Raw genomic sequence first — 23,669 nt, forward strand, 5'->3', positions numbered from 1 at the left:
TTTTTCCTACATCTGATTCAATTTTTGCTTCAGTTCAGCTGCATCGGGAAATTCCATAGCGTTATAACGATCTAGTCTGGTAGATATATTTTTCCAGCCACTAAGTACCATGCTCATATAATGCACCCAGTTGACTACAGCATCCTGCCATATACCGAAATCCGGTAGAGAGGATTGTAGTGTGATAAATTCTTTCAGGTCTTCATTATGCAGACGAAGATCCTCGAGGAAGGCTTCTTCCAGGGATATCTTATATTCATGCTGAATTACTTTTACAATGTTATAGTAAATGCTATCCGTTGCTTCGTCTTTCGCTGCTGACTGAATCTCGTTAAAATACGTGACCAGGTGGCATGCCAATGCCTGGAGACGCAAGATCGCAGGATGCTGATGTATCTCAGGAGGTAGGATGATACCGGTTTCCACCTCAGTAAGCTGTAGGAATGGGTATAGGCATATAGAGTCTTCACGCAAAGCGATGCATTCTTTCACTGTTGGAAACGCTTTGTTCTTTTTGTATATCAACTCAGTTCTCAGCCCGGAAAAATACCGGTTGATCATGTCCGCAAAACGGGTGATAGATTCATTTGGGATGAACTGTAGCAGTTCTTGCCTTAAGGTAACAAGCATCTGACCAAGGGGGATTTCTGCTTCAGTGGCTCCTATTTCACCTTTCAATATAGCCAGGGAGCGCCTTTGTACACCGTCAATATCTTCAGGGCTACTTTCTTCGTACAGGTCGTCGTTATATAATGTCCATAACATGAGCCTGCCCAAGGGCTTCAGTCGCTCAAAGGAGGCAGTAGGAAACCATTGGGAAGTAATGTGCGCTGTTTTGGTTTTCTTATATTTTTCACGTACATCTGGTGCCAGCTCGTAGAGCCATAAGTATTCTCCATCAATCCATTGTTGGTCGGTCATTTCCTGCAACTGGTCAGCGTAAGGGTTTTTTAACGTTGGAAATGGATATCTGAAATGTGTTCGGAGTAGTTCAAGGGCATTCATATTTCTGAATATTCTGGGTCATAAATAATGCTATTCGTCTGCTTATAGGGCGACTCTCCAATTCCTGCGAAATGTCTTTCACGGGAGTTGAGGGCAGGAGACGTTCGCCAGTGAGAGAATAGATGTCTTTAAATGGTAATTGCGAAAATTGGCATCAGTTAAATAATATGGCTATTGTAAACCATATTAAGTAGGTAACAATGGAGTAACTGCTGGGTTGCGATGTCGAGGGTCAAACACTTCCGGCATGGTCACTCTAACTGGTGTTTATTCTTTATGTGATTAACTAAAACTTACATCAGTACAGACTCTTTGGTCTCCTTGATTTTTTTTGAGTCAGTAGCTTAATACAAACTTAAACTAACGTGATGCTGTAAGACCGCAATCTGAAATTACTTTGTTCAACAAACGGTAAAACAAAACAAGGAGGTCTGCTGCCAGCTTGCAGCAGCAGACCTCCTTATTTTTATGCACGACGAACCTTTTTTTTTGATTAATCAATTTACAAAGTGGAGTCGCAGGGCATGTGACAGAAATATCTATTGCTAAACTCAATTATAAATATGAAACCTGAAGAATACAAATCCAGCAGCTACCTCCCTTTGAATTACTATCCATGGCCTAATCTTGTGAATCCACATATAGCGCAAATGGGGAGAGATATGGATTCCTGGATCGACAATGATTATATTTTTCTGACAGACATACAGAGAGAGAAATACAAGAAGATGCGATTACATGCCTGTACAGCCTGTATGTGGCCCGATTTGACCTATGAGCAAACTATTCCCTGCAACAGGTTCATGCTCCAGTATGTTGTTCTCGACGATCAATTGGAGCACTCCTCGCTTCAGGAAATTCAACAGCAACGAATCCGTTGTACAGCAATTCTTAAAGGAGAACAACCTGGGCCAGACGAAAATGCACTTTATCAACATATGGCGATTCTCAGAGACGAATTTCGGGCTTTTATGCCGGAAATATGGATGAATCGCTTCATTAATTATTTCTACAAATCCTTCAGATACGGGATTGAATTAGAATATTCTTTTAAAGTAACCAAACAACCTCCTTCTCTTGCCCTTTTTAAGGTTATCCGCGAGTATTCGGTGCTTATGCATCCATATTTGGTCTTGGGTGAGATTGAGTCGGGGCTTGTCCTCCCAGACCATATTATTGAGCATCCCATTATTCAAAAGATAATATCCTTGATTGTTAGAGTTGTTGCCTGGCAAAATGATATCCATTCTCTGCCAAAGGAAATGGCGAAGGGTACAGAAGTGTTTAACTTAGTCCTTGTGCTGCAACGGGAATATCATTTATCGTTGGAAGAAGCTTGTAATGAGGCTTTTCGTATACATAATGCAGATTTGGAAGAAATGATCAACTTGCACAGGGACTATCGTGAGTTTGGTGAATACCAGGAACACGTGGATAAATTTCTATATTATGCGGGAGTCGGTCTTCAGGGAGTAAATACATTTTATTTACAGGAAACGGATAGGTACCTGCATGGAGGCGTAGGATTTGCCTGGCCTGAAGAAAAGCATTCTCGCTGAAAGCCACCAAACCCCAAAGGGAAAGGCCTACAAGCGCCTTTCCCTGATATAAGCACTGATTTTATTACACCGAATGACTCAGCAACAACTGTATCATATCCTGTAACATTAACTCTGCCTCATGATTCTGGATCATAAAGTCGCTGAAAATAATGCGTCCGTTCTGATCTATCAGAAAATTAGAAGGGGCTCCTCTTACTGGCAAATTATGCCGATCGGCTTCTCTATCTTTCAAAACAGTAAAGCTATAACCGCTGGTCTTCACAAACGGGATCACATATTCATCCTGCTCTGGTGCAATGTTTACGGCTACATAAGAAACAGCTTGTCCCTTGAAATTTTTCAGTACCCTTTCAAAGTGGGGAAACTCTCCTCTGCAGGGGCCACAACCCGGAAACCAAAAGGTGAGCAATACTACTTTGCCCTTGTAATCTTTTAAAGAAACTTTACCGGGAGTCATATAAGCATTAAAATTAAAAGATGCATCTTTCGATGCTGCGGCGAGCTGCTGACGGATATCGGTATTCACCGCCGCTTCCGATTTGCCGGTTTTTTCTCCATAAGCTATCAATGCTTCTTTCGTAGATCTGGTGGGTGTTTTAACATAGTACCTCAACAGGGTATCATAAGCCTGCTGTGGCTTGCCGGCTTGTGCTGTCGCTTTGGCTTTCAGTAACATCCACAGGGTTGATTCATTCCCCCGTTTCTTTACTTTCATCGTTGACAGTAACGCGATGGCTTCGTTTGTTTTTTGGTCGCTTAGTAACTGATTCACCTGTATGATCTGAGTAGCCAGTTCCTGTTGCTTCTCGTAATCTGCTTTCGTTTCTGCATCGATACCTGGTGTCTTCGCCAGTTCTGACGCGAGTTGCAAAGCCTGTTGCGGATTATCTGCCAGCAGGATATCAAAATATTCAGACATTGCCCAGGCAGACCAGTTAAATTTTGCTACCGGATAATCCCTGCGCAGCTGCTCGTAGTAAGCCAGTTGTTGTTGCTTATCTGCTGTCCGGAAAGCCAGCCAATACAAGGATTGTGCGCTACGGGGGCTTTCAGGGAATTTTTTAATTAGTTCATGACTGAGTGCAACATACTTTTCCGGATCACTGCTCTCAAAAGAATAAGCATATGAAGAGAAGTAGTCTGCATTATCCGGTTCCGCTGCGACGGCTTTACTTATGTACTCAGATGATTTTTTAAATTCACCCCAGCGTTCTGCATCAATGGCCAGCTCCGCCCAGGCCACTGCCAGCTTGGGGTCCAACGCCACTGCTTTCAGGAGAAATGGCCTGGCAGCAGGGCTTTCCTGGTTAGTGTAGAAAACGCCATAGCCATATGGTACTGCCGCTACTTTGGGGTATTTCTTCATCCACAGGTGATATTGTTTGGTCACCTTTAAGCTGTCTTTCCGCGCTGATTGCACATAAGCTTCATGTGCAGATAGATTGTCGGGATGGGCATTAATCACCGCCAGCAGGCTATCTGTTTTTTTTTGTTGTGCTTTTACAGCCATGGGTGCATGCAACAGGGCAATCGCCGTGATGGTATAGCTGCATAGATAATGGAGATTGATTTTCATATGTCAGTTTTTGATAATTATTGATGAAGTTACCAGCCTGGATTTTGCTCCAGCACTTTTCCTGCCGGATACTTTTCCAGTTCGGATTGTGGAATAGGGAAATAATACATTTTTGGATCGAAATAACGTTGTTCCAATGGCACGGTAGCATAGGTTCTGACGCTATTGATGCCACCAATTTTCACGGCATTGATAGTGCCGCCAATCATGGTTGCTCCGGTTCCCCATCTCCGGATATCGTTCCAGCGTTGCCCCTCAAATGCCAGTTCTACGGTACGTTCCCGTACATAATCATCCCAGGATAATTTTCCTGCCGGTATTTCCGGCATGTTTACCCTTTTACGCAACAAGTTAATGTAAATGCGGGCTTCTTCCGGATTACCCAGTTTCAGCTGACACTCCGCGTAGTTAAGATAAATTTCTGCGAGCCTTAGCATAATACAGTTCTGGTAATTCGTATTGTTACCATAGAAAATATAGTGCGGATTCAGAAATTTACGCAGCATGTAGCCCGTATAGGTAGTACTGTAAGTAGATGGATTGATGACGGAGCCCAGCTTCATATCCATATTCGTATTCATCCAGGTAGTGCCGTCATACATAATGCTGGCCTGAAAGCGGGGATCGCGGTTGGTGTAAGGCTTTGCCGGATCAAATAAGGGGGATTGATTCCATGCCTTGCCGTCCGTCATCAGGTATTGATCCACCAGGTTCTGTGTAGGGCATTCTACCACACTGCTAAATCCGGTAAAATAGGAGGAGTTGTCATACGTATCCAAAGAATGCGTTTGGCCGCTTTGATCACCTGCATATTCCTTGTTGAAGATGACTTCATTGTTATCATCATTTTCCGGATAAAACATGGCGCCATAATCCGGGAACAAACTGAATCCTCCGTGATCAATAATTTCTTTGGCGGCAGCGGCCGCACCGGTATAATCCTTCTGATTCAGCAGCAGTCTGCATCTCATGCCCAGTGCCGCAAATCGTGTAGCCCTTCCCGTGGATTCATCTGGATACCTGTCTGGCAGGGAGGCGGCAGCGGTAGTCAGGTCATTCAGCATGAAAGCCATACAGGCCTCATCAGAGCCGCGGGGAATAGACAAATCATCCGCGAGCGACAGTACTTTGTCTACAATCGGGAAACGTCCAAAGGTCAGGTAGAGGTCCTGACAGCTCTGTGCCCGCAGAAACATTACTTCTCCTTTGATCTGTTGTTTGCCGGCAGTGCTGAGTGGCATATCATCCAGATGGGACAAAATGGTATTGCAAGCCCGTATATTCGTATAGGAGCCTGTCCACAGACCATTATAAATTCCCGTAGAAGGAGAGTACTGGCCTGTATTCACGAGGGCAGCCTGTAAATAAGGACGGGCACTTTTAGCCTCATCGGTAATATCACAGGGCAGCCAGTCGCCGGCATCATCATAAATAGCATGCATACCAGTATAGGTTTGCAATACCACCCGGCTTATCAGGGCGCTGTCTTTCCATATATTGTTGTCACTGTAAAGATTCAGGGGTCCTTTATTCAGTGCATCCTTGTTGCACGACAGGATGGCCAACATAATTACCAGTGATATATAGCTGATTAATTTTTTCATTGGAGAGCATTAAATGATACAAAAATTCGTTTCACTCATCAGAACTGCAGGGTGGCGCCGGCGCTATATGACTTCATCAGCGGATCACGCACCTGGCCGGCGCCTTCCGGATCAAATAATTTGAAACGGGAGAAAGTAAACAGATTGTTGGCGGTAACTGACAAACGTAAGCTACTGGCGCCAATGCGATGCAACAGTGCGGTTGGTAATAAATAAGCCAGTTCTATGTTTTTTACACGCATATAAGCGGTACTACGTATCCAGTAGTCGGAGTATTCTGTATTGTTCTGATTATTGTACCACAAACGGGGGTAGGTGGCATCTGTATGCGTAGGTGTCCAGCGTCCCAACAAATCTGTGGAGGCGGGCAAACCAGTATAGGTATATCCTTTCACATTACCAGCACCCTGGAGCAGTATATTCATGGCTATACCCTGATAGCTGACACCGCAACGGATACCGTACTGAATCTGTGGAAAGAAATTGCTGCCTACTGGTACGCGGTCTTTCGCTGTTAATACACCATCTCCATCTATATCTTTATACCTGATATCTCCAGCTGCTACGCCAGGATACAGCGGGGTAGGACCTTTTGTGACTTCCTGCGGGCTCTGATATAAGCCGTCCGACTCGTAACCAAGGTATTTGGAACCCACTTCACTATTAAAGAATCCGATAGATTTACCTGATAACTTCTGCCAGTCCGGGATACTTTGTGATTCCGGGTAGTACACTATTTTATTCCTGGTAAAGCTGATATTTGGTGAAATAAAGTAGTTGAATTTACCGAGATGATTAGTATGACTTAAAGCTATTTCAACTCCTTTCGTATCCACAATGCCGCTGTTCATGTCTGGTAAGCCAATGCCAATCACGGAGGGAACCTGCATAGATGGCGGCGCCAGAATATCTTTGGTACGTTTGTAAAAATAGTCGGCTTCCAGCGTCAGCAGATCTCCTGCGAAATGTGCTTCCAGTCCGCCATTGGCAATAACGGCACGTTCCCATGTAAATGCCGGATTGGCCAAAACATTAGGCGATAAGGTTTGGTAGTACTGTGGCGTAGCTCCTCCCAGTGAATAGCCTGGAGTCGTTCCCAGTGCATAGGTGGTGAGGAACTGATAGGGGGATACCCGGTCGTTTCCCAGCTGCCCCCAGGAGCCTCGTATCTTCAGAAAATCAAGGTGATTGATTTTATCTTTCATAAAAGGTTCTTCTGATATCACCCAACCAGCAGATACGGATGGGAAAAATCCATACCGTTGATTGGGAGGAAATATATCAGAACCATCATACCGGAAGTTGAACTGAAACAGGTAACGTTCTGCGTAATTATATGCCAAACGGCCCACCAGGCCTCTTCTCGCACTCTGGGTGCCGCTGCCGTCGTTGGTAGCCCTGGTAGGATCACCCAAACTCAGCTCAGATAAACTGGAAGATACAAAGCCGGACCGTTGTGTATTGAAATTATCGGTAGTGGCATTTGTTTGTGTATAGAGTAACATACCAGATACCGTATGTTGCGCAAATGATTGGTCGTATTGCACACCGCCTTCCAGTGTAACGTTCTGTGTTTGTCCGAAATATTCTTTCAGGAAAGGCGCCGTAGGATAGCCAGGCACTGGGGTGTATTTGCCGGCATCATCTATACTATACATGTCAAAAGGTGTCGCAAAACGTTTACCAAAAGAATAATATTTATCATAAGCCCCATTTCCCTTCAGCGATAATCCTTTTATCCAGGGCAGGTCATATTGCAGGGTCACCTGCGAATTGAAAATATTACCATTGGTCACCCAGAAGCCTGACTGTCCGATAGACTGCAGATAAGCATTGCCTCGCTGTTCCGGTACATAGGCATATAAGCCATTACTAAATTTATTGACACGGGTAGGAGGGGTACCGTACATGTTATTAATAACATACTCCGAACTATATACCGCTTCTGCATTTTTTTTATTGAAAGATCCACTCACGTTCATCGTTACTTTCAGATCCCTTGTCACTTTCGCCTCCATATTACTGCGTAGATTATAGCGACGATAGTTTTCTACCGGAAATAATCCGTTATTTTTTGCGTAGCCTCCGGAGATATAATAACGCACTTTATCGCTTCCTCCGGAAACGGCCAGATTATAATTCTGCTGCCACATAGAACTGGCCAGTACCTCATTGAGCCAATTGGTATTTGGGTAGTGATCAGGATCAGACCCATCTTTGAATTTTTGTACTACTGCCGGACTAAATCCCATTCCCTGGTCAGGCTGATAGAGATTTTCGTTCTGCAATGATTCATTGTATAGCTGCGCATACTGATAGGCATCGAGTTGTTTATAATATTGCGTAGGGCGTTGGTTAATCATGTTGGCGTTAAAGGTGATGCTTGTTTTACCGGTGTTGCCTCGTTTAGTGGTGACCAGTATTACGCCATTGGCTGCCCGGGCGCCATACACCGAAATAGCCGAAGCGTCTTTCAATACAGAAATACTTTCAATATCGCTGGCATTCAGATCATCCAGACTTCTATCCGGAATACCATCTACCACTACTAACGGGGCGGTATTATTGAAGGTACTTAGTCCCCGGATAAAAAAGGAAGAACCTGCGCCTGGCGCCCCTCCCGATTTCATAACATATAATCCGGGTAGCCGGCCGGCCAGCATATCGGAAACAGCTACACTGGAATGATCTTCGGATAATTGTTTGGCATTAACAGTGGCAATGGCCTCTGTTTTATTTCGCTTAGTGGTGGTGCCATAGCCGATTACAACGGAAGCGTCCAACTCCAGTATCAGTGGCTTCAGGGTAATGAATAGCTGCAATGGGGTATTGCCTACCTGAATATTTTTCTCCACGGAATGGTATCCAATAAAGGTAACTGTCAGGATATAACTACCGGGAGATAGATCCCGGAGATTGAACTGTCCTTTTTCATTGGTAACGGTGCCTCTGTTAAAAGGTTTTACTGATACCGTGGCGCCTGGTACGGGAGCGCCATGCTCATCCACTATTGTACCCGAAACAGCTCCCATTACAGCCATGGGCGACGTTATGATAGCTGCAGGTGTTTTCGTTCCGATTACTACCAGTTTATTTTCCTCATCAATATGCCAGGAAAACGGTCGGCCGGCCATACTCTGCTCCAGCGCCTGCCGTAGCGAGGCACGACGCATCTCAATGTTAATATGCGTCACATCTTTTATTAGCTGTGCATTGTAGAAAAAATGATACGCGCTTTGGTCTTTGATAGCCAGCAACACCTTCTCCAGTGTGGCGTCTTTCAGCGATAATGTAATCTCCTGAGATACTCCCTTGGCACTTACATGCAGACAAAATACAACGATCAGGAAAAAATTCATTCTCATAATCAACATCACTTTTTTAAGAAAAGGATGGGCACAGGAATGCCTCAAGCAATTATTTAATTGCATACATTTGTAATGTTTGGGTGAATTGATCAACTTTCTTTAGTCGGATAGTTTCGGTAAACCCGGATAAAAAACAGAAGTGTCGCAAGCACTTCTGTTTTTATTTTTAAGACGTATTCTTTTTCATGACTGGTTGGTTTTTGGTTGATAATAGTAATAAATGGTTGGTTGATTAGTCGATAATATGGATCGTTCTTCCTTTTATAGTATAGTGTATATCGCTGAGTGAAAGAATTTGCAATGCCTTATCCAGGCTTACATTGCGGGGTATTTCTCCCACAAATGCCTGTTGTCTGTTTTGGGTGTCAAATACCACCTCCACATCATACCAGCGCGACAGTTCCCGCATCACGGTTGTAATGTCCGACTGGTTAAAGGAAAAGAAGCCATTCTTCCACGCAATCACCTGATCGGTATCGATTCCCTTTATCAGCTGCCATCCACGGCTTTCCTGTCGCGATGCTTGTTCTCCCGGCTGCAGTACCCTTGAAAAGTCAGTACCGGTTACCTTCACTTTACCTGTGAGCAGGGTAGTAGCTGCCACCGGCTCATCATCATAGGCCTTGATATTAAATTGTGTCCCCAATACTTCCACTGTTTGACCTTTTGACTTTACAATAAATGGTTGCCCCGCTTTGGAAGCCACTTCGAAGTACGCTTCGCCGGTAAGCGATACTTCCCGCTTATCTCCGGTAAATGAAGCCGGATAATTTAAAGAACTGGCTGCATTTAACCACACCATGGAGCCATCCGGCAACATGATCTTAAACTGTCCCCCGCGTGGCGTGATCAGGGTGTTGTACACCTGTTCCTTTGTAGTACCGCCCTTTTCCTGCTGATAGGCGAGAAAGCCGCTATCCAGCTTTACTAATTGGGCCGCCCCTTGTTGCCCTACCACGCCATTCTGTACATCTGTGAGTGCAATGGTACTGCCATCCGACAATTGCAACACCGCTTTGTTCGTACCCGGCGCTATATGTGCCACTATTGGCGTGGATGGCTGCCTGGGATTGCTCCACTGGTGCCACCATATCCCTGTTATCCCTATCAATACTGCCACCGCCGCGGCATACTGCCACCATCTCCGGTATCTCACTTTCAGCGAAGGAGATACTTTATCTACCAGCAGCACATGGGCCAGTAATGGGTTCCAGTCTTCTTCCGATATCACAGCTCCTGCCGGCGTATTTTCTATTAGCTGAGCAGCTTCCTCGTTGAATAGCTCACGGTTATCTTCATTCAGAAAAAAGGCCGAAAGCTCCTCCTGCTCTGCTGTTGTCAATCTGTCTACACTGCATTTTTGTAATAAATATGCAATTCTTGGTTCCATAGCTTCTAAAAACGTGTAGTGAAAATTTACAGGTATCCCGCTGTTGTAATGACAGCCTGGTGTATATAAGAATGAGAAAAAGGGAAATGGTACTTATCCAGATACTTATTTTTTTTAAAATAAATATCCGAATAAGTGTAACTTGTTTATTATCAATATTTTAATGTAGTAAAAATAAAAGAGGAATTATTTTCCCGGCGGCAATAAGATACTCGCGGATATAACCGAGGGCTGCACTGAGGGTATTTTTAACGTAACTGTGGGAGCAATGGAGTTGTTCGGCTATTTCCGCTGTCTTCAAGCCTTGTTCCCTGCTCATCTGATAAATTTTCTTTCGCTGAGGCGACAACTTATTCACGGCTTGTTGTATCAATAGCTGGGTTTCCTTTACCTGTAGCCGATCTTCACCCACATTGGCCACCGCATCGATGGTGTCATCCTGCAGGTTAGTCATTTTGCGGCTGGCAGCCTGTTTATTAAAATAGGTAAAGCATTCATTGGTGGCTACTCGTATCATCCAGGCCCCAGGCTCCAGTAAGCCTGGTAATTTATCACGACTCATCCAAATCCTGATAAATGTTTCCTGAACAATTTCCTGTGTGCCTTCAGCTGATTTAGCCATACTCCTTATAAAAGGAGTCAACCAGGGAAGTACGCAATAAAACAGTTCGCGAAAAGCATCTTCATCTCCCTCCGATATCCTGATTAATATTTCTTCTTTAATATGAAAGTTGGTACCACGCAATATCCCCGGTATTAGATCGCCAGCAATTTAATCATTCTCTGATTTCTTTTTGAAAAATGCTGGGGGATTTGTTGATGGCTATTATTTTGTCAATGAAATGAGGGATAGCAAAAAAAGAAGTGGAATAGGGCAAAAAAGCGGTGGTGGGTGATGAATAGTACTGCTACTTTTATGTGAAGTAGAGCAATTATGTTGCATTGTGAAAGAAGAGCATTACCAAACATCAAATGTGAAAATAAATTGCATGGTATCTAAAATTAAAAAGTATTCATGGCTGCGTCACTGCGCGCTCCTTTTTTTAGTATTGCTCTATTCACAACATGTAAGTGGGCAAAATCTCCGGTTTTCTACCAGGTATTGCTCCATTATAGTTAATAACAAAGGTTTTATTACCAGTATCAGACATCATCAAACAAAACAGGAATATTGTCCTCCTAATATGTCGTCCGCATTAATGGCTTTGGAAAAAGGAGGCCATTACTTGTTGCCGGTGGCAGCCCGGGCAAGCGGGAATACCATCATACTGAATTATCCCAATGGCTCAGTAGCTACGCTTAAAACCGAATCTAAGGGTGATTACCTGCGCTTTGAGTTGGTGTCGCTTAAACCCCGTAATAACATCGACAACGTTGTATGGGGACCATACAAAACAAACATCTCTCAATATATTGGTGACGAAATTGGGGTTGTTCATAATCAGGATTTCGCCTTCGGCATTTTTTCCCTGGATGAAAACACTACCGGAGGTTTGCCCTGTGATGGCGATTTGGCGCAGGGATATTACTATGTTCATTCGAGTGATCCGGTAAATCATCCACTTCCCTCACATCTTAAAGAAGGGCAACGTTTTCGTTATGGAGGAGATGGAATAAGTGATGTGGATATGTCGTCACAACCGGAAGAGTATTTTAAAATTAACGGTGGTATCGCAGCGCAATTGGAACCCTCTTTTGGCTCCAGCGTTACCATGCACGCCCGGGACCGGAGGAAAAGGCATTTGGATTTTATCACCTTGCTACCGGGATACGAAAAGATGAATTTACCCCGGCATCAATGGGTGGATTCAATTGATGTTGATTTAATAGGGTCTTCCATTGCCATGTTTGGTTGCCCGGATTCGGTGACACTTCCCTTAATAGAGAAAGTGGTGATCAATGAGAAATTGCCTCATATTAAAACAAATGAAGGTAAATGGATCAGAGATCCGGCCACTTTTAAAACAGATATTGCCTGGTCAGGCGTACATGATAGTCTGATCAGTTATGCCCGGCAGCTTGGTGTTCATGCAGTACAGGACGAAGGTTTGGGTGAGTATTATCCCAATCCGGCAAACCGATGGGGAGATAAAAAAGTCAATTTCAAACATGGGAATATATCCATTGCAGAATATACCCAACAAACCAATAAGTATGATATTGCTTATGGACTACATACCTTGTGCGAATTTTTGCAGCCACACAATAGTGATGTATCACCGGTACCCAGCGATAGCTTGGTAGTACTTTATTCCACCACTATCGCTAAGCATATTTCTGCAACAGATACCGTTATTTATGTTACTGATACCACCTTTTTAAATGAATATGGCGGATGGGAAGGCAACCATACCAATGTACTTAAATTAGGGAAAGAACTGATTGAGTATAATGGGGTAACGGCAGTTCCTCCTTATACTTTGAAACATGTAAAGCGTGGACATTATAATACCGTTGCTGCGTCTCATTTAGCAGGAGACCGGGTTGATAAATTGCAGCCCAATTGTTACCGTGGATTTGCGCCCAATATTTATTTGCAGGATAAATATGCGGAATACTATGCGCAATGGTTGATTGACGGAGGTATGAATTATATTGACTTCGACGGCTTAGAGAGCTGCGCTTACCAGGCGCAGGGCACCTATTCATTTAAAAGATTTTTCAGAAGACTATTTGATACCTATACGGCTTTGGGTGGGAAGTATCTTCGGGTGATGGGTTCAGGAATATCCGAAGGAAGTTGGTTATATATGAGTACCAACAACGTTGGCGGGAATAGTAACATGTTTAATCCGGTTACAGATAAGTGGGGAATAGAAGGGAAGGATATTCGTAATCTTAGTTTGAGTAACTACCTTCCTTGTACCTTTGGTATTCAGGATTTTCAATCCAGTTGGACGTTCAGGCAGGCAGACATTCTGCAATCCAGGGCTATTGGCTGGAATGCCATGTATATGCTTGGCTTAACGGAAGCCACTGTAGAGAATTGCAAAGATAAAACGCAATTCTTTCAAACCTTTCGCGCATGGGAAAATGCCCGGAAAGCCAATGTTTTTAGTCATAGGCTGAAGAAGGAAATGCGCGAGGAATCAAACCATTTTCACCTGGAGCAGGTGGACGCGAATACCTGGAAATTATACCGGGTAGATGTATCCGGTAAATGGAGTACTCCCGAAATGCTAAAAGGAGGTAACGTTTTATAAGGTTAGATTTGCGAACTTGTTTTATTTTAGCATATTCCACAAATCGAACTGAAATATGAGAATTGCGATATGCGGCGCTCACAAGGTGGGTAAAACCACATTGGCAGAAGAACTGCTGGAGAGCCTTCCCGGGTACACACTTGAAATAGAACCATACTATCAGCTGGAATTATCGGGGTATGAATTTTCAGAAAGCCCTACTGGCGATGATTTCATTGAACAGTTTAATTATTCAGCCAAACTGGTTTCCCAAAGCGGAAATAATGTAATCTTTGACAGATGTGTCATTGACCTCTTAGCCTATCTGCATGCGCTTGATCCACGCAGAAATATTCAATCGCTATTTGAAACAGCGCAAACAGTAATGGCAGAAATTGACCTATTGGTGTTTGTGCCTATTGAGGAGCCAGACCTGATACCGGGTCATCAGGCGGATCTGCCAAAACTTAGAAGCCAGGTGAATGATTTACTCCATGATTGGATAGCGGATTTTGGGATAGCAGCAATTGAAGTGAGTGGTACATCATTGAATCGCAGAGACCAGGTACTCGCTGCGATTTCATCATAGCTATTGTGCCAATGCCGATCATACCGTTCATTTACTTTCATGTATCATAAAATAATAACACAACAAATGCTGGTAGAAAGCAGCATTTGTTGTGTTATTGAATTTTCCTGAATGAGGGATTATTCTGAACGTAATCTATCAATTGGATTTGCCTTGGCTGCATTGAATACTCTCGTTCCGATGATCACACTGCAACAAACCAGCACTATCAGGAACGTACCGATGTAAGGCGCTGGTCCGGCAGCAGGATGATATTGATAAATAACCTGGAAGATAAATTTGCTGGTGAACAGATAGCCCAGGGTTGACCCGATTACGAAAGCAATAAGAAGAATCCGCATGAACTCCCGGTTAACCAAGGCAATGATTTGCAGTATAGATGCGCCGAGTACTTTGCGGATACCGATTTCTTTGCTTCTCTTATCTATATTCAAAGAAATTTGTGCGAACAAACCGGATGCGGATAAAAGCAAAGTAATAATAGCTAAGAAAAATGCAATTGATTTGAATGCTTTCGTCATACGGATTTCCTTTTCAATTAAATCTGATTGTAAGTAGCMTCTGTAGGGAACATCGGGTATCAGTTGATGCCAGGTGGATTGTAAGGATTTGACTACTTGCGTTAATTTATCTTTGTCAGCGCGAACAACCATATACTTATAATCATCCGGCATCGCCATGCGTAACACACAAGGTGGTACAATTTCATGGAGGCCATACTCTTTGTAATCGTTTACTACACCCACAATTGTGTAACGTGTACTATCGAGGGTTACTTGTTGACCAATGGGCTGTTTGATTTGCAAGCGTTGCAAAAATGTTTGATTGACTAAAACCGACATATCCGCATCGGCGCTGGAATTGTAAAAATGACGTCCCTGGACTAAACGAACCCCCATACTATTGAGGTAGGATTCACCGCCAACCCTTGCCACCTGTGTTTGTATTTCGCTGTTTTCAGTTTTGGCAGTTTGGGTATAGCTACCATCACCAATTTGTTGAACACTTCCCGCTACGCTTTTAATTTCCGGGTTTTGCTGAACAGCCTGGCTAAAAATGCGGTACTCCTGGGGTGTGTTGATTTCTACTACTGCTACCTCATTGATAGCATAACCAAAATCGGCTTTCTTTTGAAATGAAGTATGCTGATACATCACAATGCCTACTACCAGTGAGAAGCACGATAAGCTAAATTGTGAAGTCATCAGAAAACGGGTAAATCGACTGGAAGCGCCAAGCGCCGTTTTGCCTTTAAGAATTAGCAACGGCTGAAAGGAACTCACATAAACTGCCGGATATAGACCAGAAAAGATGGCGCTGACAGCTGGCAGGCATAACAGAAATAACCAAAGCATATAATTCCTGCCATAGTCTGGGGAAAGGTCAATGCCGGTAAGCATGTTAAGGGTAGGCAACAGTAAGTGGACAAACAACAACGCAATAATGGCTGCTAACAGACAGAGTACAATATTCTCCGTGAGAAACTGCCAGATTAACTGACGTTTGTAACCTCCCATTACCTTTCTGATACCGATCTCCTTTAACCGGTTACTGGCAAAAGCAATGGAAATATTGGTGAAATTAAAACAAGTAATCAGTAAGATAAACAGGGACATAATCGCGGGCACAATAACGAGTACGCCACGGGGATTAGTGGTCAACTGACTGCCGTACACGTATCCTGGCATATCAATATCCGAGCTGACCGCCAGAGAAGAAAAGGGTTGGAGCGTAAACCCGTCTATCTGCCATTCGCTACGGTTACGATTATGAAGCGCTGCATAAGGGTTTAGGTTGGTGGTTACAAAGCGGGAGGTATTCGCGTTCTTTAATTCAACAAATGTTGTAATGAGCGCTGGATTTGCCCAATCCTCAGGGGAGGGCCGTCCTGGTATATGGCTGTTTTTGAAAGAAGTAATGATATCGAATTGAATGCTTGAATTAGCCGGTATTTGCTTCGTTACTGCGGAAACGGTATAAATCTCCCGCCTGCCTCCTGGCGCAATGAGTGTCAGGGATTGACCTACGGGCACCTGTTTTGGAAAGTATTTATCCGCAAAAGTTTCACTGATGACCACCTGATTCGATTGATCAAATCCAGCCAGGTTACCATATTTTAGCGGGAAATTAAAAAAATCAAAGAGGGTCTTGTCTGCGTAATGCATTTGCTCATCGAACGTATGCTCCCCAACTTTTACGACTACTGAAGTGTTGCTAAGTCGCGCAATTCGTTCAGCACCGGCGCTTTCCTTCTCCATTACTTCCGCTAATGGTAAGGGTACTACGGCCCAGGACTGTTTATTCCCATCTACTTCGCGGATACTATTTAGGCGGTAAATATTTTGGGTATGATCGTGATTTTTGTCGAAGTCCTTTCTATAGCTGTAGTTGAGATACGACAATATACAACAGGCAATGGCAAAACCTAAGCCTACAATGTTGAGGACCACATAAATCTTATTGCGCCAAAGAACACGGAAAGCGATCTTCAAATAGTTTGAGAACATAAGGTTAATTTAAAAGTACTTTCAAGCTGTTAAAATGATGGCGCTATAGGAGCTCTTGAAAAAGACATCGTTGGCGCATGGGCAGTCACCGACAACTACCATACCACCTTGGTGGATATTCCTTTGTCTGCTGTGGTGGCTATGTTTGTATCAGTTATATAATGGTCTTTATGACAGGGATGTACGGATACGGACACGAGTGTCCGGTTTTATATTCCAATTATTTGTATCCCAATTGCCGTAAGGTACATTTAAATTTCACATGCCCGCATTTTTAGAGCAGAACGTGATATCAGCGGAAAGCAGGTATCACGTTCTGCTATTAATACAAATGTCGAAGTAATTGATAACCTGTTCTTATCAGTATTGCTTTATTTATGCGGATCGGCCTGGGCAGCAAATTTTACATAGTCAACATACAATGCCGTATGGGCATCTGTATAAAAACCAAAGGTAGTAAATCGGGGGACTATCAGTGCTGYCTGGTATACCATTTGACCATTGATGAAAAACCGATACTCCCCGGCACGTATTTCTTCGATGCGCAAAGTGTTATATGCCGACGTGCCCTTATTTATGCAAGCGCATTTTGTGAATTCAGAGATCGCATAAACGGAGTCATTCGCCTTGGCAAATATGACATATTCGCCTGTTGAATACACCCAAAAGGTAAATTCATTGAAGATCTTAGGTGCTTGTTGGACGGTGTGCCACAAGATCCCGTATCTGGCCTGTGGAGAATCTGCCACTACTTTCATTTTCATTTCCAGGATATTGCAGGTAGACACCACTTCAGCAGGTGTTCCCAATCTCAGCGCCCAGAAGCGATTGGCCTTTTGGGCATCCAGGACGTAGTGTCCGCTCTTCACGATCGCAGAGGCGGTATCACCATGAATGATATTGGGTACCATTGGATTAGCGGGATCATCGAAGTCCATCTGCAGCAAAACCTTTTCCTGGGCCGGCGGAGTGGGAGATTGGGAATATACTTTTTCGGTGATGATGAGTAATAGGATCGATAAAGTCAGCAACTTTAAATGCATAAGGGAAGGGTTGAGTGAATGTGGTGAAAACATGATTCATGAGGTTAAGTAAAAAGGTTAACTCTGAGGATTAGAGGGTTCAGGAAAACAAAAAAACTATTGGCGCTGGATTTTGCTGTTATTCGACGTGATGTTGCTCTTGGGTGATAAGTTTCCTCTTTTCAGGTTAGTCAGCAGGAAAATTGAAAATTAAATTTTCCTGCTATAAGTTAGCCAACAACTTTAAATCTACCAAGAAAAGAGACAGATTTTGTACTGTATCTTTCACGAAAACAACAAAATTCGCTGTAGCAGCGGTTTTGTTGTTTGAGCCTATTTTGCTTACCTGGTTTTATTTGGGTTGAGGGGTCGTTACCAGGGTATTTCACCTGTTTCCGGATTATTTTCCTCACTAAAAAATTTACCTGTTGGACCATCATTGTCGATTAGCGCATATTTTACGATCCGTTTTCCGGCATCATCAACACTTCCTGGCCCGCGATGCCCATTGAAATCTGTTTTCGTATATCCGGGGCAAACAGCATTTACCTTGAAATTGGTATCTTTTAATTCGTATGCCAGAACAACCGTGTACATATTCATGGCTGATTTTGAAGAAAGATACACAGCGCCTTTGTAGTCGTAGTATTTATATGTTGGGTCGCTGTGCAGGGTAATTGATCCCTGGCTGGAACTTACATTTACAATACGGGGTGCGGACGACTTTCTCAATAAATCAATAAATGCCTGTGTAACCCGTACTACGCCGTAAACATTTGCATCATAGGCGGCCTTAAACTGTTCAACAGTGGCGTCCAGTGCCGTTTGAGGGTAACCACCATAGATACCCGCGTTATTAATAAGTATATCTAATACTTTTGTTTTTTCCCCTATTACTTTGCGGGCTTTAGATACGGATTCGTCATCTGTAATGTCGAGCTGAATAACTTCCACATTATTTAATCCCTTCGCCTTTAATGTAGCAATGGCTTCCGCACCATTTTCCGGATTACGGCTGCCGAGATAAACATAAACCCCTTTTTGAGCAAGTTGCTGCGCAACTTCAAAGCCAATGCTTTTGTTGGCGCCTGTTACTAATGCAAATTTCATGTGTATGAATTTTATGAAGCAAAAGTAGCCGGCCGAAAAGTAGCGGGAATGGACAATTCAATTTATTTCCCCGACAAATCTTGCCTGGGCAAAAAATCACTTGCACTCTTTCCGGTGCTTTTTTTGAAGAGCCTTGAAAAATAATCGGGGTCATTAAAGCCTAGTTCATAGGCCAGTTCTTTGATAGAAGTATTAGAATAACGTAGTTTCCGCTGCGCTTCCGCCATCAAACGGCCAATAAAATAATCTTTAGGCGATGTGCCGGCATATTCTTTTACGATCCGATATAAGCTGTTGGTAGATAAAGCTAGTTTTTCTGCAATGGCGTTGATAGAAGGCTGCTCTGTAAGAGACGTTTCCACCACTAATTTGAATTCAATAAACTTCGAAAGATTGGCGTTTAGCGTATTGGCGGGTTCTCTGTTTTTGAAATAAGCGCTGTTTAATTCTGATAGCAATGAGTTCAGATAAGCTAATATTATTTCAGTGTCGGCCTCCTGTTTATCTGTGTAAAGTAGCTGATTTAGAATGCCGAAAACCTTTACGACTCTTTCTTTTGCGGCACTGTCTAAAATGATGACTGGTGCGCTTAAAGGGTTGACCAAAAAAGGAAATGGTTGCGGCAACAATGCCAATGTGTTTTCATCAAACAGCACCTTGAAATATTTAAGATCGTCTGTTTTAACCGGTGGCGTGAAAATTTGATTTGGCATTGCAAAAAGCAGGTGCCCGTCAGTCAGCGTAAAGTCTTGTAAGTCTAAATTATAGGTAATTGAACCACTTTCAATGAATACAATAAAATAGGAAGATAATCTGCGGGGTTGCAGCATCTTTTGTTGCATGTCTGCTGACAGATAAGGATTGTCGTTTGAGCGAATCTTTATTCCCAGCTCATCATGCGGTAAGTCCTCCTGTTTCCCTTTTTGTTCCTCCATATTATTTGCTCAAAAGTTTGTACGGTGCTGCGATGCAATGATCACTAACCGGTTATTTGGACAATAACTGGTTAGTGATCATTGAAGTTAGCATTTTTTGCTTATAATCAGCTGATTTGCTTACAAGCTAAGACCAGTAATGCTTTGGAGAAGAGGGACCCCATTACCGGTTCCAGGAAAACTTCCTGGTGAAGTCCCAATATCCCAATATAGTAAACACAATAAAGAACCCGATACTATACCATTCATGCTCCGGCAATGGTCCCCATTTTGCTTCATGAAAAAAGTAAGGTCTCGTAATAGACAAATAGTGATAAGCATACGGGAAATATTTCACTTCCTCCGCACTGCCCTGAAAAAGTGCGACCATCACAACGGAACCAAAAACAGCAACCCCAATGGGAATGATCATATTTTTAAATCGTATGCTGAGCCAGATGTGTATGGCTATAATACTCAGTGAAGCAATAAGTGAATGAAAACAATTCAGGAGTAACAATTCCATATCAGGCGTATGCGTAATAAGTTGCAGCTGAGGCCTGATGGCGCCAAGTAAATAGCCAAAGATGATCCAGAAAGGAATAAACAGCAAGTAATAGCAAATCACGAACAGGAGCACCGCCAGGAGCTTGTTTATATATACCTGTCCTTTTTTAATGGGTAACGTAAATACATGCTTCCAGGTGTTGTTTTTATATTCAATATTAAAATACAAACAAATCAACAGCACGATAAAAAAAACGGAGTAAAAGAAAGCCATTCCCTTCCATGACATCTCTGAAAAAAATGCCCATGGATTATCATGGATACCTTGTACAAGCTGCTTCCATTTAGTCAGCGCAACGAAAGCTACAAATGCAGGCATTAGAGAAGCGCCCACCAAAATCAGCCATTTGGCAGATGAATTTTTGATCTTTATGATCTCTGTTAAGAATGAAGGCCAGAATCTAGTCATTAGTTACTTGTTAATTTCATAAATACATCTTCTAAATCATGATGCACCACCTTTACCTCGTATAGGCTTAAACCTGCCAGCATGATCGTTTTGCATAGTTCGTTGACTTCCGTTTTGTCCCGGTAAGGCACTATCACCCTGTCGCCTTTTAAAGAGATCGCCGGTTGATCAGTTTTCAGCAATAAAAAGCACTCCTGGTTATTACTGGTATCAATCACTACAAAGGACTGCTGACGCTGTATCGCTTCCAGTTCTACAGCGCTACCCTGGAACACCAGTTCGCCTTTTCGCAGTACTCCGATATGGGTAACAAGCTTTTCCAGCTCCGACAACAGGTGGCTCGAAAGGAATATCGTTGTTCCATATTCTTTGTTGAGGTGGAGCAACAACTCCCTGATCTCAATAATTCCCGTGGGGTCAAGGCCGTTCACCGGCTCATCGAGGACTAACAGCGCTGGTTCCGGAAGCAATGCCACTGCAAGGCCAAGGCGCTGCTTCATTCCAAGGGAATAGGCATCAACACGCTTGTTGGCAGCATTCGTAAGGCCTACCATTTTGAGTACGGTATCGATCCTACTGTTGGGAAGTCCTCTTATCAGGCAGGTGATACGGAGATTATCCCGCCCCGTCAGGTTTTCATACAAGGAGGGCTGTTCTACCAAACAACCCAGCTTTGACAGAATATCCATCCTGTTACTGGCCAAAGGCTTCCCGAATAGCGTGATCTGCCCTGTTTGATGTGGCAACAATCCAAGCAAAAGCCTGATCAGGGTGGTTTTTCCGGAGCCGTTAGGCCCTACAAAACCATAAATAGCCGAAGCCTCTACTTGCAGGTTGATCTTATCAAATACAGGGGCCTTCTTATCATAGCCAAAACTTAAATTATTAGTTTCGATAATAAACTTTCCCATCATTATCCTAATTTTAGTCAAAGGAATGCAAAGCTCATTTTCCGGGAAATAAATTTTGTCCAACTCAGCCAAAATTGTGTTGAACTTATTTTTTTTGAGGTCAAAATTTTTGACATGAGTTTTGTTATTTTATCATCTGCCTTGTATTATTTCGCCATTCATGAATCAGATCCAAAAAATGATAACAAGGCTGTTCGAGAGTAGAACAGCTACACATATTGCATTCTGCACCTCCTTTTGTCTCTTTTTCTTCGTCATGCTGCTATTCACAGGCCGTCCTTTGAAACTAGTCTTTAATGTGGTGACGATAGGCCTCTTTGACCTCTTATGTATTTATCTGGGCAGGTGGTGTGCGAGGAGATTGCTGGCAGACAATCAATTTCTTCCCTTCTTCCTGCAGGTAGCCGTGATTACGATAGCGATGACTGTAGTAGCCTCAGCTGGCAACGAGTATCTGAGAATTGGGCCGCCCAGGTCATTGCGGCTTTATCTGTCGTTTAATTTCCCGCTTACCCTTGGCCTGATTATTCTTGGCATATTTCTCACTTTTACCAGGGCAAGCATTGTTCAAAGGATCAATGCTGCGGAAACTGCACAACGACAAAAAGAAAGTGAATTAAACTTATTGTTATCACAGTTACGCCCTCATTTTCTTTTCAATACACTGAATAATTTGTATGGGCTATCTCTTTACGAACATGAAAAGTTGCCAGACCTGTTACTGAAGCTATCTAACCTGCTCCGGTATTCACTTTATGAAACCAGCCAGCCATATGTTTTTTTGAAAGATGAATTAAATTATATCATGTGTTATATAGAATTTGAGCAGATAAGGTTGGGGAAGAAAATGCGCATTACAGAGAACATCTCCCAGGTAGATGCGGACGAATTACGTATTCCGCCGATGATCCTGATCACCTTTGTGGAAAATGCGGTCAAGCATGCAAAAAAAACAATCCACAACGATATTGTTATTAATGTATTTACAGAGATGATCGATGAATACCTCCACTTCTCCATCTCCAATTCCATTGGCAATAACTTGTTCCCCGATGAACGTTCTTCATCGTCAGGGATTGGTCTTTCTACCACTATCAAACGCCTCGATGGCTTGTTTGGAAAGGATTACCGGCTGGAGCAATATACGGCCGATAACTACTATCATGTAAAACTTAAACTTAAAACGAAATGAGAATTATTGAATGTTTGATTGTAGAAGACGAGCCTATTGCCAGAAATATACTGATCAACTACTGTGGCCAGTTGCCTAATTTGCATATAGCCGGCGTAATGGAAAATGCAATAGATGCGTGGGCCTTTTTACAAAACAACTCCGTAGATCTTATTTTCCTGGATATAGAAATGCCGCAGCTGGATGGACTTCGCTTTCTGGGCACCTTGAAAAATCCGCCATTTATCGTTTTCACAACCGCCTATAGTGAGTATGCCGTGAAAGCCTTTGAGCTGGCCGTCAGCGACTATTTATTAAAGCCATTTTCATTTGAACGTTTTCTGATTGGCGTAGATCGTGTTTTAAGCCAGATGAATACACGTAATGGAACAGATCCTTCCATCGATAGCCGGGAAGCCGATTATATATTTATCAAGGCCGATGGTAAAATATTCAAGATACGGTATGAAGAGATTTTATATGCTGAAGCAAGCGGCAACTATAGCACCCTTGTTACAAGATCGGGCCGGTTTTTACCCAATATGCCGTTTTCAAATCTGGAGGAATTGCTGCCTGCTGCTTCATTTATAAGGGTTCACAGGTCGTTTATTATTAATAAAGCACAGGTCAGTTATATTGAAGGCAACAGGATTTTTGTTGAAAAGAATGAAATACCAATCGGCAACAATTACAGGGAGGCCATGATGAAAAAACTGGGTCTGTAGCAAACGTGGAATTGACCACCGGATAGAAATATTCCGTTGTATATTTGTCTGCCTGTT

At 43.1% G+C, this 23,669-nt stretch carries 17 protein-coding genes; 5 read left to right on the forward strand and 12 right to left on the reverse strand.

Going from position 1 to position 23,669, the window contains the following annotated elements; genetic code table 11:
- Positions 1 to 6: 6 nt before the first annotated feature.
- Positions 7 to 1,005, reverse strand: coding sequence for a terpene synthase family protein (locus AC1DFM_RS31975; protein WP_477080848.1), 999 nt, complete (start codon positions 1,003 to 1,005; stop codon positions 7 to 9).
- Between the two features lie 563 nt (positions 1,006 to 1,568).
- Here AC1DFM_RS31975 and AC1DFM_RS31980 point away from each other — a divergent pair.
- Positions 1,569 to 2,564 (forward strand): terpene synthase family protein, encoded by a 996-nt coding sequence (locus AC1DFM_RS31980; protein WP_477080849.1) that lies wholly within the window; start codon positions 1,569 to 1,571, stop codon positions 2,562 to 2,564.
- Positions 2,565 to 2,628: 64 nt separating this feature from the next.
- Here the strand turns inward: AC1DFM_RS31980 and AC1DFM_RS31985 are convergent, their stop codons facing one another.
- The 5 genes from AC1DFM_RS31985 to AC1DFM_RS32005 form a co-directional block, all read right to left on the reverse strand.
- Entirely contained in the window at positions 2,629 to 4,143 is a 1,515-nt protein-coding gene (locus tag AC1DFM_RS31985; protein ID WP_477080850.1) for a redoxin domain-containing protein, read from the reverse strand.
- A 29-nt stretch (positions 4,144 to 4,172) separates the two neighbouring features.
- Entirely contained in the window at positions 4,173 to 5,747 is a 1,575-nt protein-coding gene (locus AC1DFM_RS31990) for a RagB/SusD family nutrient uptake outer membrane protein (protein ID WP_477080851.1), read from the reverse strand.
- A gap of 38 nt (positions 5,748 to 5,785) precedes the next feature.
- Positions 5,786 to 9,112: a SusC/RagA family TonB-linked outer membrane protein gene (locus tag AC1DFM_RS31995; RefSeq protein WP_477080852.1), complete on the reverse strand. Its 3,327-nt coding sequence runs from the start codon at positions 9,110 to 9,112 to the stop codon at positions 5,786 to 5,788.
- 235 nt (positions 9,113 to 9,347) lie between these two features.
- Complete coding sequence (locus AC1DFM_RS32000; RefSeq protein ID WP_477080853.1) at positions 9,348 to 10,505, reverse strand: FecR family protein; 1,158 nt, start codon at positions 10,503 to 10,505, stop codon at positions 9,348 to 9,350.
- 160 nt (positions 10,506 to 10,665) lie between these two features.
- Entirely contained in the window at positions 10,666 to 11,250 is a 585-nt protein-coding gene (locus AC1DFM_RS32005; protein WP_477080854.1) for an RNA polymerase sigma factor, read from the reverse strand.
- A gap of 439 nt (positions 11,251 to 11,689) precedes the next feature.
- Here AC1DFM_RS32005 and AC1DFM_RS32010 point away from each other — a divergent pair, with 439 nt between their 5' ends.
- Both AC1DFM_RS32010 and AC1DFM_RS32015 read left to right on the forward strand, forming a co-directional pair.
- On the forward strand, positions 11,690 to 13,708 hold the full coding sequence (locus AC1DFM_RS32010) for a hypothetical protein (protein ID WP_477080855.1): 2,019 nt from the start codon (positions 11,690 to 11,692) through the stop codon (positions 13,706 to 13,708).
- A gap of 55 nt (positions 13,709 to 13,763) precedes the next feature.
- A complete protein-coding gene (locus AC1DFM_RS32015) occupies positions 13,764 to 14,276 on the forward strand; it encodes an AAA family ATPase (protein ID WP_477080856.1) in 513 nt (170 codons plus the stop codon).
- Positions 14,277 to 14,395: 119 nt separating this feature from the next.
- On the opposite strand, the gene AC1DFM_RS32020 is transcribed toward AC1DFM_RS32015, so the two are convergent.
- The 6 genes from AC1DFM_RS32020 to AC1DFM_RS32045 form a co-directional block, all read right to left on the reverse strand.
- Positions 14,396 to 16,783, reverse strand: a complete 2,388-nt coding sequence (locus AC1DFM_RS32020; protein WP_477080857.1) for an ABC transporter permease — start codon at positions 16,781 to 16,783, stop codon at positions 14,396 to 14,398.
- 371 nt (positions 16,784 to 17,154) lie between these two features.
- On the reverse strand, positions 17,155 to 17,826 hold the full coding sequence (locus tag AC1DFM_RS32025) for a hypothetical protein (protein ID WP_477080858.1): 672 nt from the start codon (positions 17,824 to 17,826) through the stop codon (positions 17,155 to 17,157).
- Between the two features lie 351 nt (positions 17,827 to 18,177).
- Positions 18,178 to 18,915 carry an SDR family oxidoreductase gene (locus AC1DFM_RS32030; protein WP_477080859.1) on the reverse strand — a complete coding sequence of 246 codons (738 nt, stop codon included), beginning with the start codon at positions 18,913 to 18,915 and terminating at the stop codon, positions 18,178 to 18,180.
- A 62-nt stretch (positions 18,916 to 18,977) separates the two neighbouring features.
- On the reverse strand, positions 18,978 to 19,850 hold the full coding sequence (locus AC1DFM_RS32035; RefSeq protein ID WP_477080860.1) for a helix-turn-helix domain-containing protein: 873 nt from the start codon (positions 19,848 to 19,850) through the stop codon (positions 18,978 to 18,980).
- 163 nt (positions 19,851 to 20,013) lie between these two features.
- On the reverse strand, positions 20,014 to 20,805 hold the full coding sequence (locus AC1DFM_RS32040) for an ABC transporter permease (protein ID WP_477080861.1): 792 nt from the start codon (positions 20,803 to 20,805) through the stop codon (positions 20,014 to 20,016).
- Positions 20,805 to 21,716, reverse strand: a complete 912-nt coding sequence (locus AC1DFM_RS32045) for an ATP-binding cassette domain-containing protein (RefSeq protein WP_477080862.1) — start codon at positions 21,714 to 21,716, stop codon at positions 20,805 to 20,807. The genes AC1DFM_RS32040 and AC1DFM_RS32045 overlap by 1 nt, the downstream gene beginning before the upstream one ends.
- A gap of 160 nt (positions 21,717 to 21,876) precedes the next feature.
- Here AC1DFM_RS32045 and AC1DFM_RS32050 point away from each other — a divergent pair, with 160 nt between their 5' ends.
- Together AC1DFM_RS32050 and AC1DFM_RS32055 are read left to right on the forward strand one after the other, a co-directional pair.
- Positions 21,877 to 22,908, forward strand: a complete 1,032-nt coding sequence (locus tag AC1DFM_RS32050) for a sensor histidine kinase (RefSeq protein WP_477080863.1) — start codon at positions 21,877 to 21,879, stop codon at positions 22,906 to 22,908.
- Positions 22,905 to 23,612, forward strand: a complete 708-nt coding sequence (locus AC1DFM_RS32055; RefSeq protein WP_477080864.1) for a LytR/AlgR family response regulator transcription factor — start codon at positions 22,905 to 22,907, stop codon at positions 23,610 to 23,612. The genes AC1DFM_RS32050 and AC1DFM_RS32055 overlap by 4 nt, the downstream gene beginning before the upstream one ends.
- The last annotated feature ends 57 nt before the right edge of the window (positions 23,613 to 23,669 follow it).

It is taken from the genome of Chitinophaga sp. 05T412 (assembly GCF_056396465.1).

Excerpts from the sequence above, each read along its gene's own strand:
- AC1DFM_RS31975 (WP_477080848.1), bottom strand. The coding sequence starts at position 1,005 with ATGAATGCCCTTGAACTACTCCGAACACATTTCAGATATCCATTTCCA.
- AC1DFM_RS31980 (WP_477080849.1), top strand. The coding sequence starts at position 1,569 with ATGAAACCTGAAGAATACAAATCCAGCAGCTACCTCCCTTTGAATTAC.
- AC1DFM_RS31985 (WP_477080850.1), bottom strand. The coding sequence starts at position 4,143 with ATGAAAATCAATCTCCATTATCTATGCAGCTATACCATCACGGCGATT.
- AC1DFM_RS31990 (WP_477080851.1), bottom strand. The coding sequence starts at position 5,747 with ATGAAAAAATTAATCAGCTATATATCACTGGTAATTATGTTGGCCATC.
- AC1DFM_RS31995 (WP_477080852.1), bottom strand. The coding sequence starts at position 9,112 with ATGAGAATGAATTTTTTCCTGATCGTTGTATTTTGTCTGCATGTAAGT.
- AC1DFM_RS32000 (WP_477080853.1), bottom strand. The coding sequence starts at position 10,505 with ATGGAACCAAGAATTGCATATTTATTACAAAAATGCAGTGTAGACAGA.
- AC1DFM_RS32010 (WP_477080855.1), top strand. The coding sequence starts at position 11,690 with ATGTCGTCCGCATTAATGGCTTTGGAAAAAGGAGGCCATTACTTGTTG.
- AC1DFM_RS32015 (WP_477080856.1), top strand. The coding sequence starts at position 13,764 with ATGAGAATTGCGATATGCGGCGCTCACAAGGTGGGTAAAACCACATTG.
- AC1DFM_RS32030 (WP_477080859.1), bottom strand. The coding sequence starts at position 18,915 with ATGAAATTTGCATTAGTAACAGGCGCCAACAAAAGCATTGGCTTTGAA.
- AC1DFM_RS32035 (WP_477080860.1), bottom strand. The coding sequence starts at position 19,850 with ATGGAGGAACAAAAAGGGAAACAGGAGGACTTACCGCATGATGAGCTG.
- AC1DFM_RS32040 (WP_477080861.1), bottom strand. The coding sequence starts at position 20,805 with ATGACTAGATTCTGGCCTTCATTCTTAACAGAGATCATAAAGATCAAA.
- AC1DFM_RS32045 (WP_477080862.1), bottom strand. The coding sequence starts at position 21,716 with ATGGGAAAGTTTATTATCGAAACTAATAATTTAAGTTTTGGCTATGAT.
- AC1DFM_RS32050 (WP_477080863.1), top strand. The coding sequence starts at position 21,877 with ATGAATCAGATCCAAAAAATGATAACAAGGCTGTTCGAGAGTAGAACA.
- AC1DFM_RS32055 (WP_477080864.1), top strand. The coding sequence starts at position 22,905 with ATGAGAATTATTGAATGTTTGATTGTAGAAGACGAGCCTATTGCCAGA.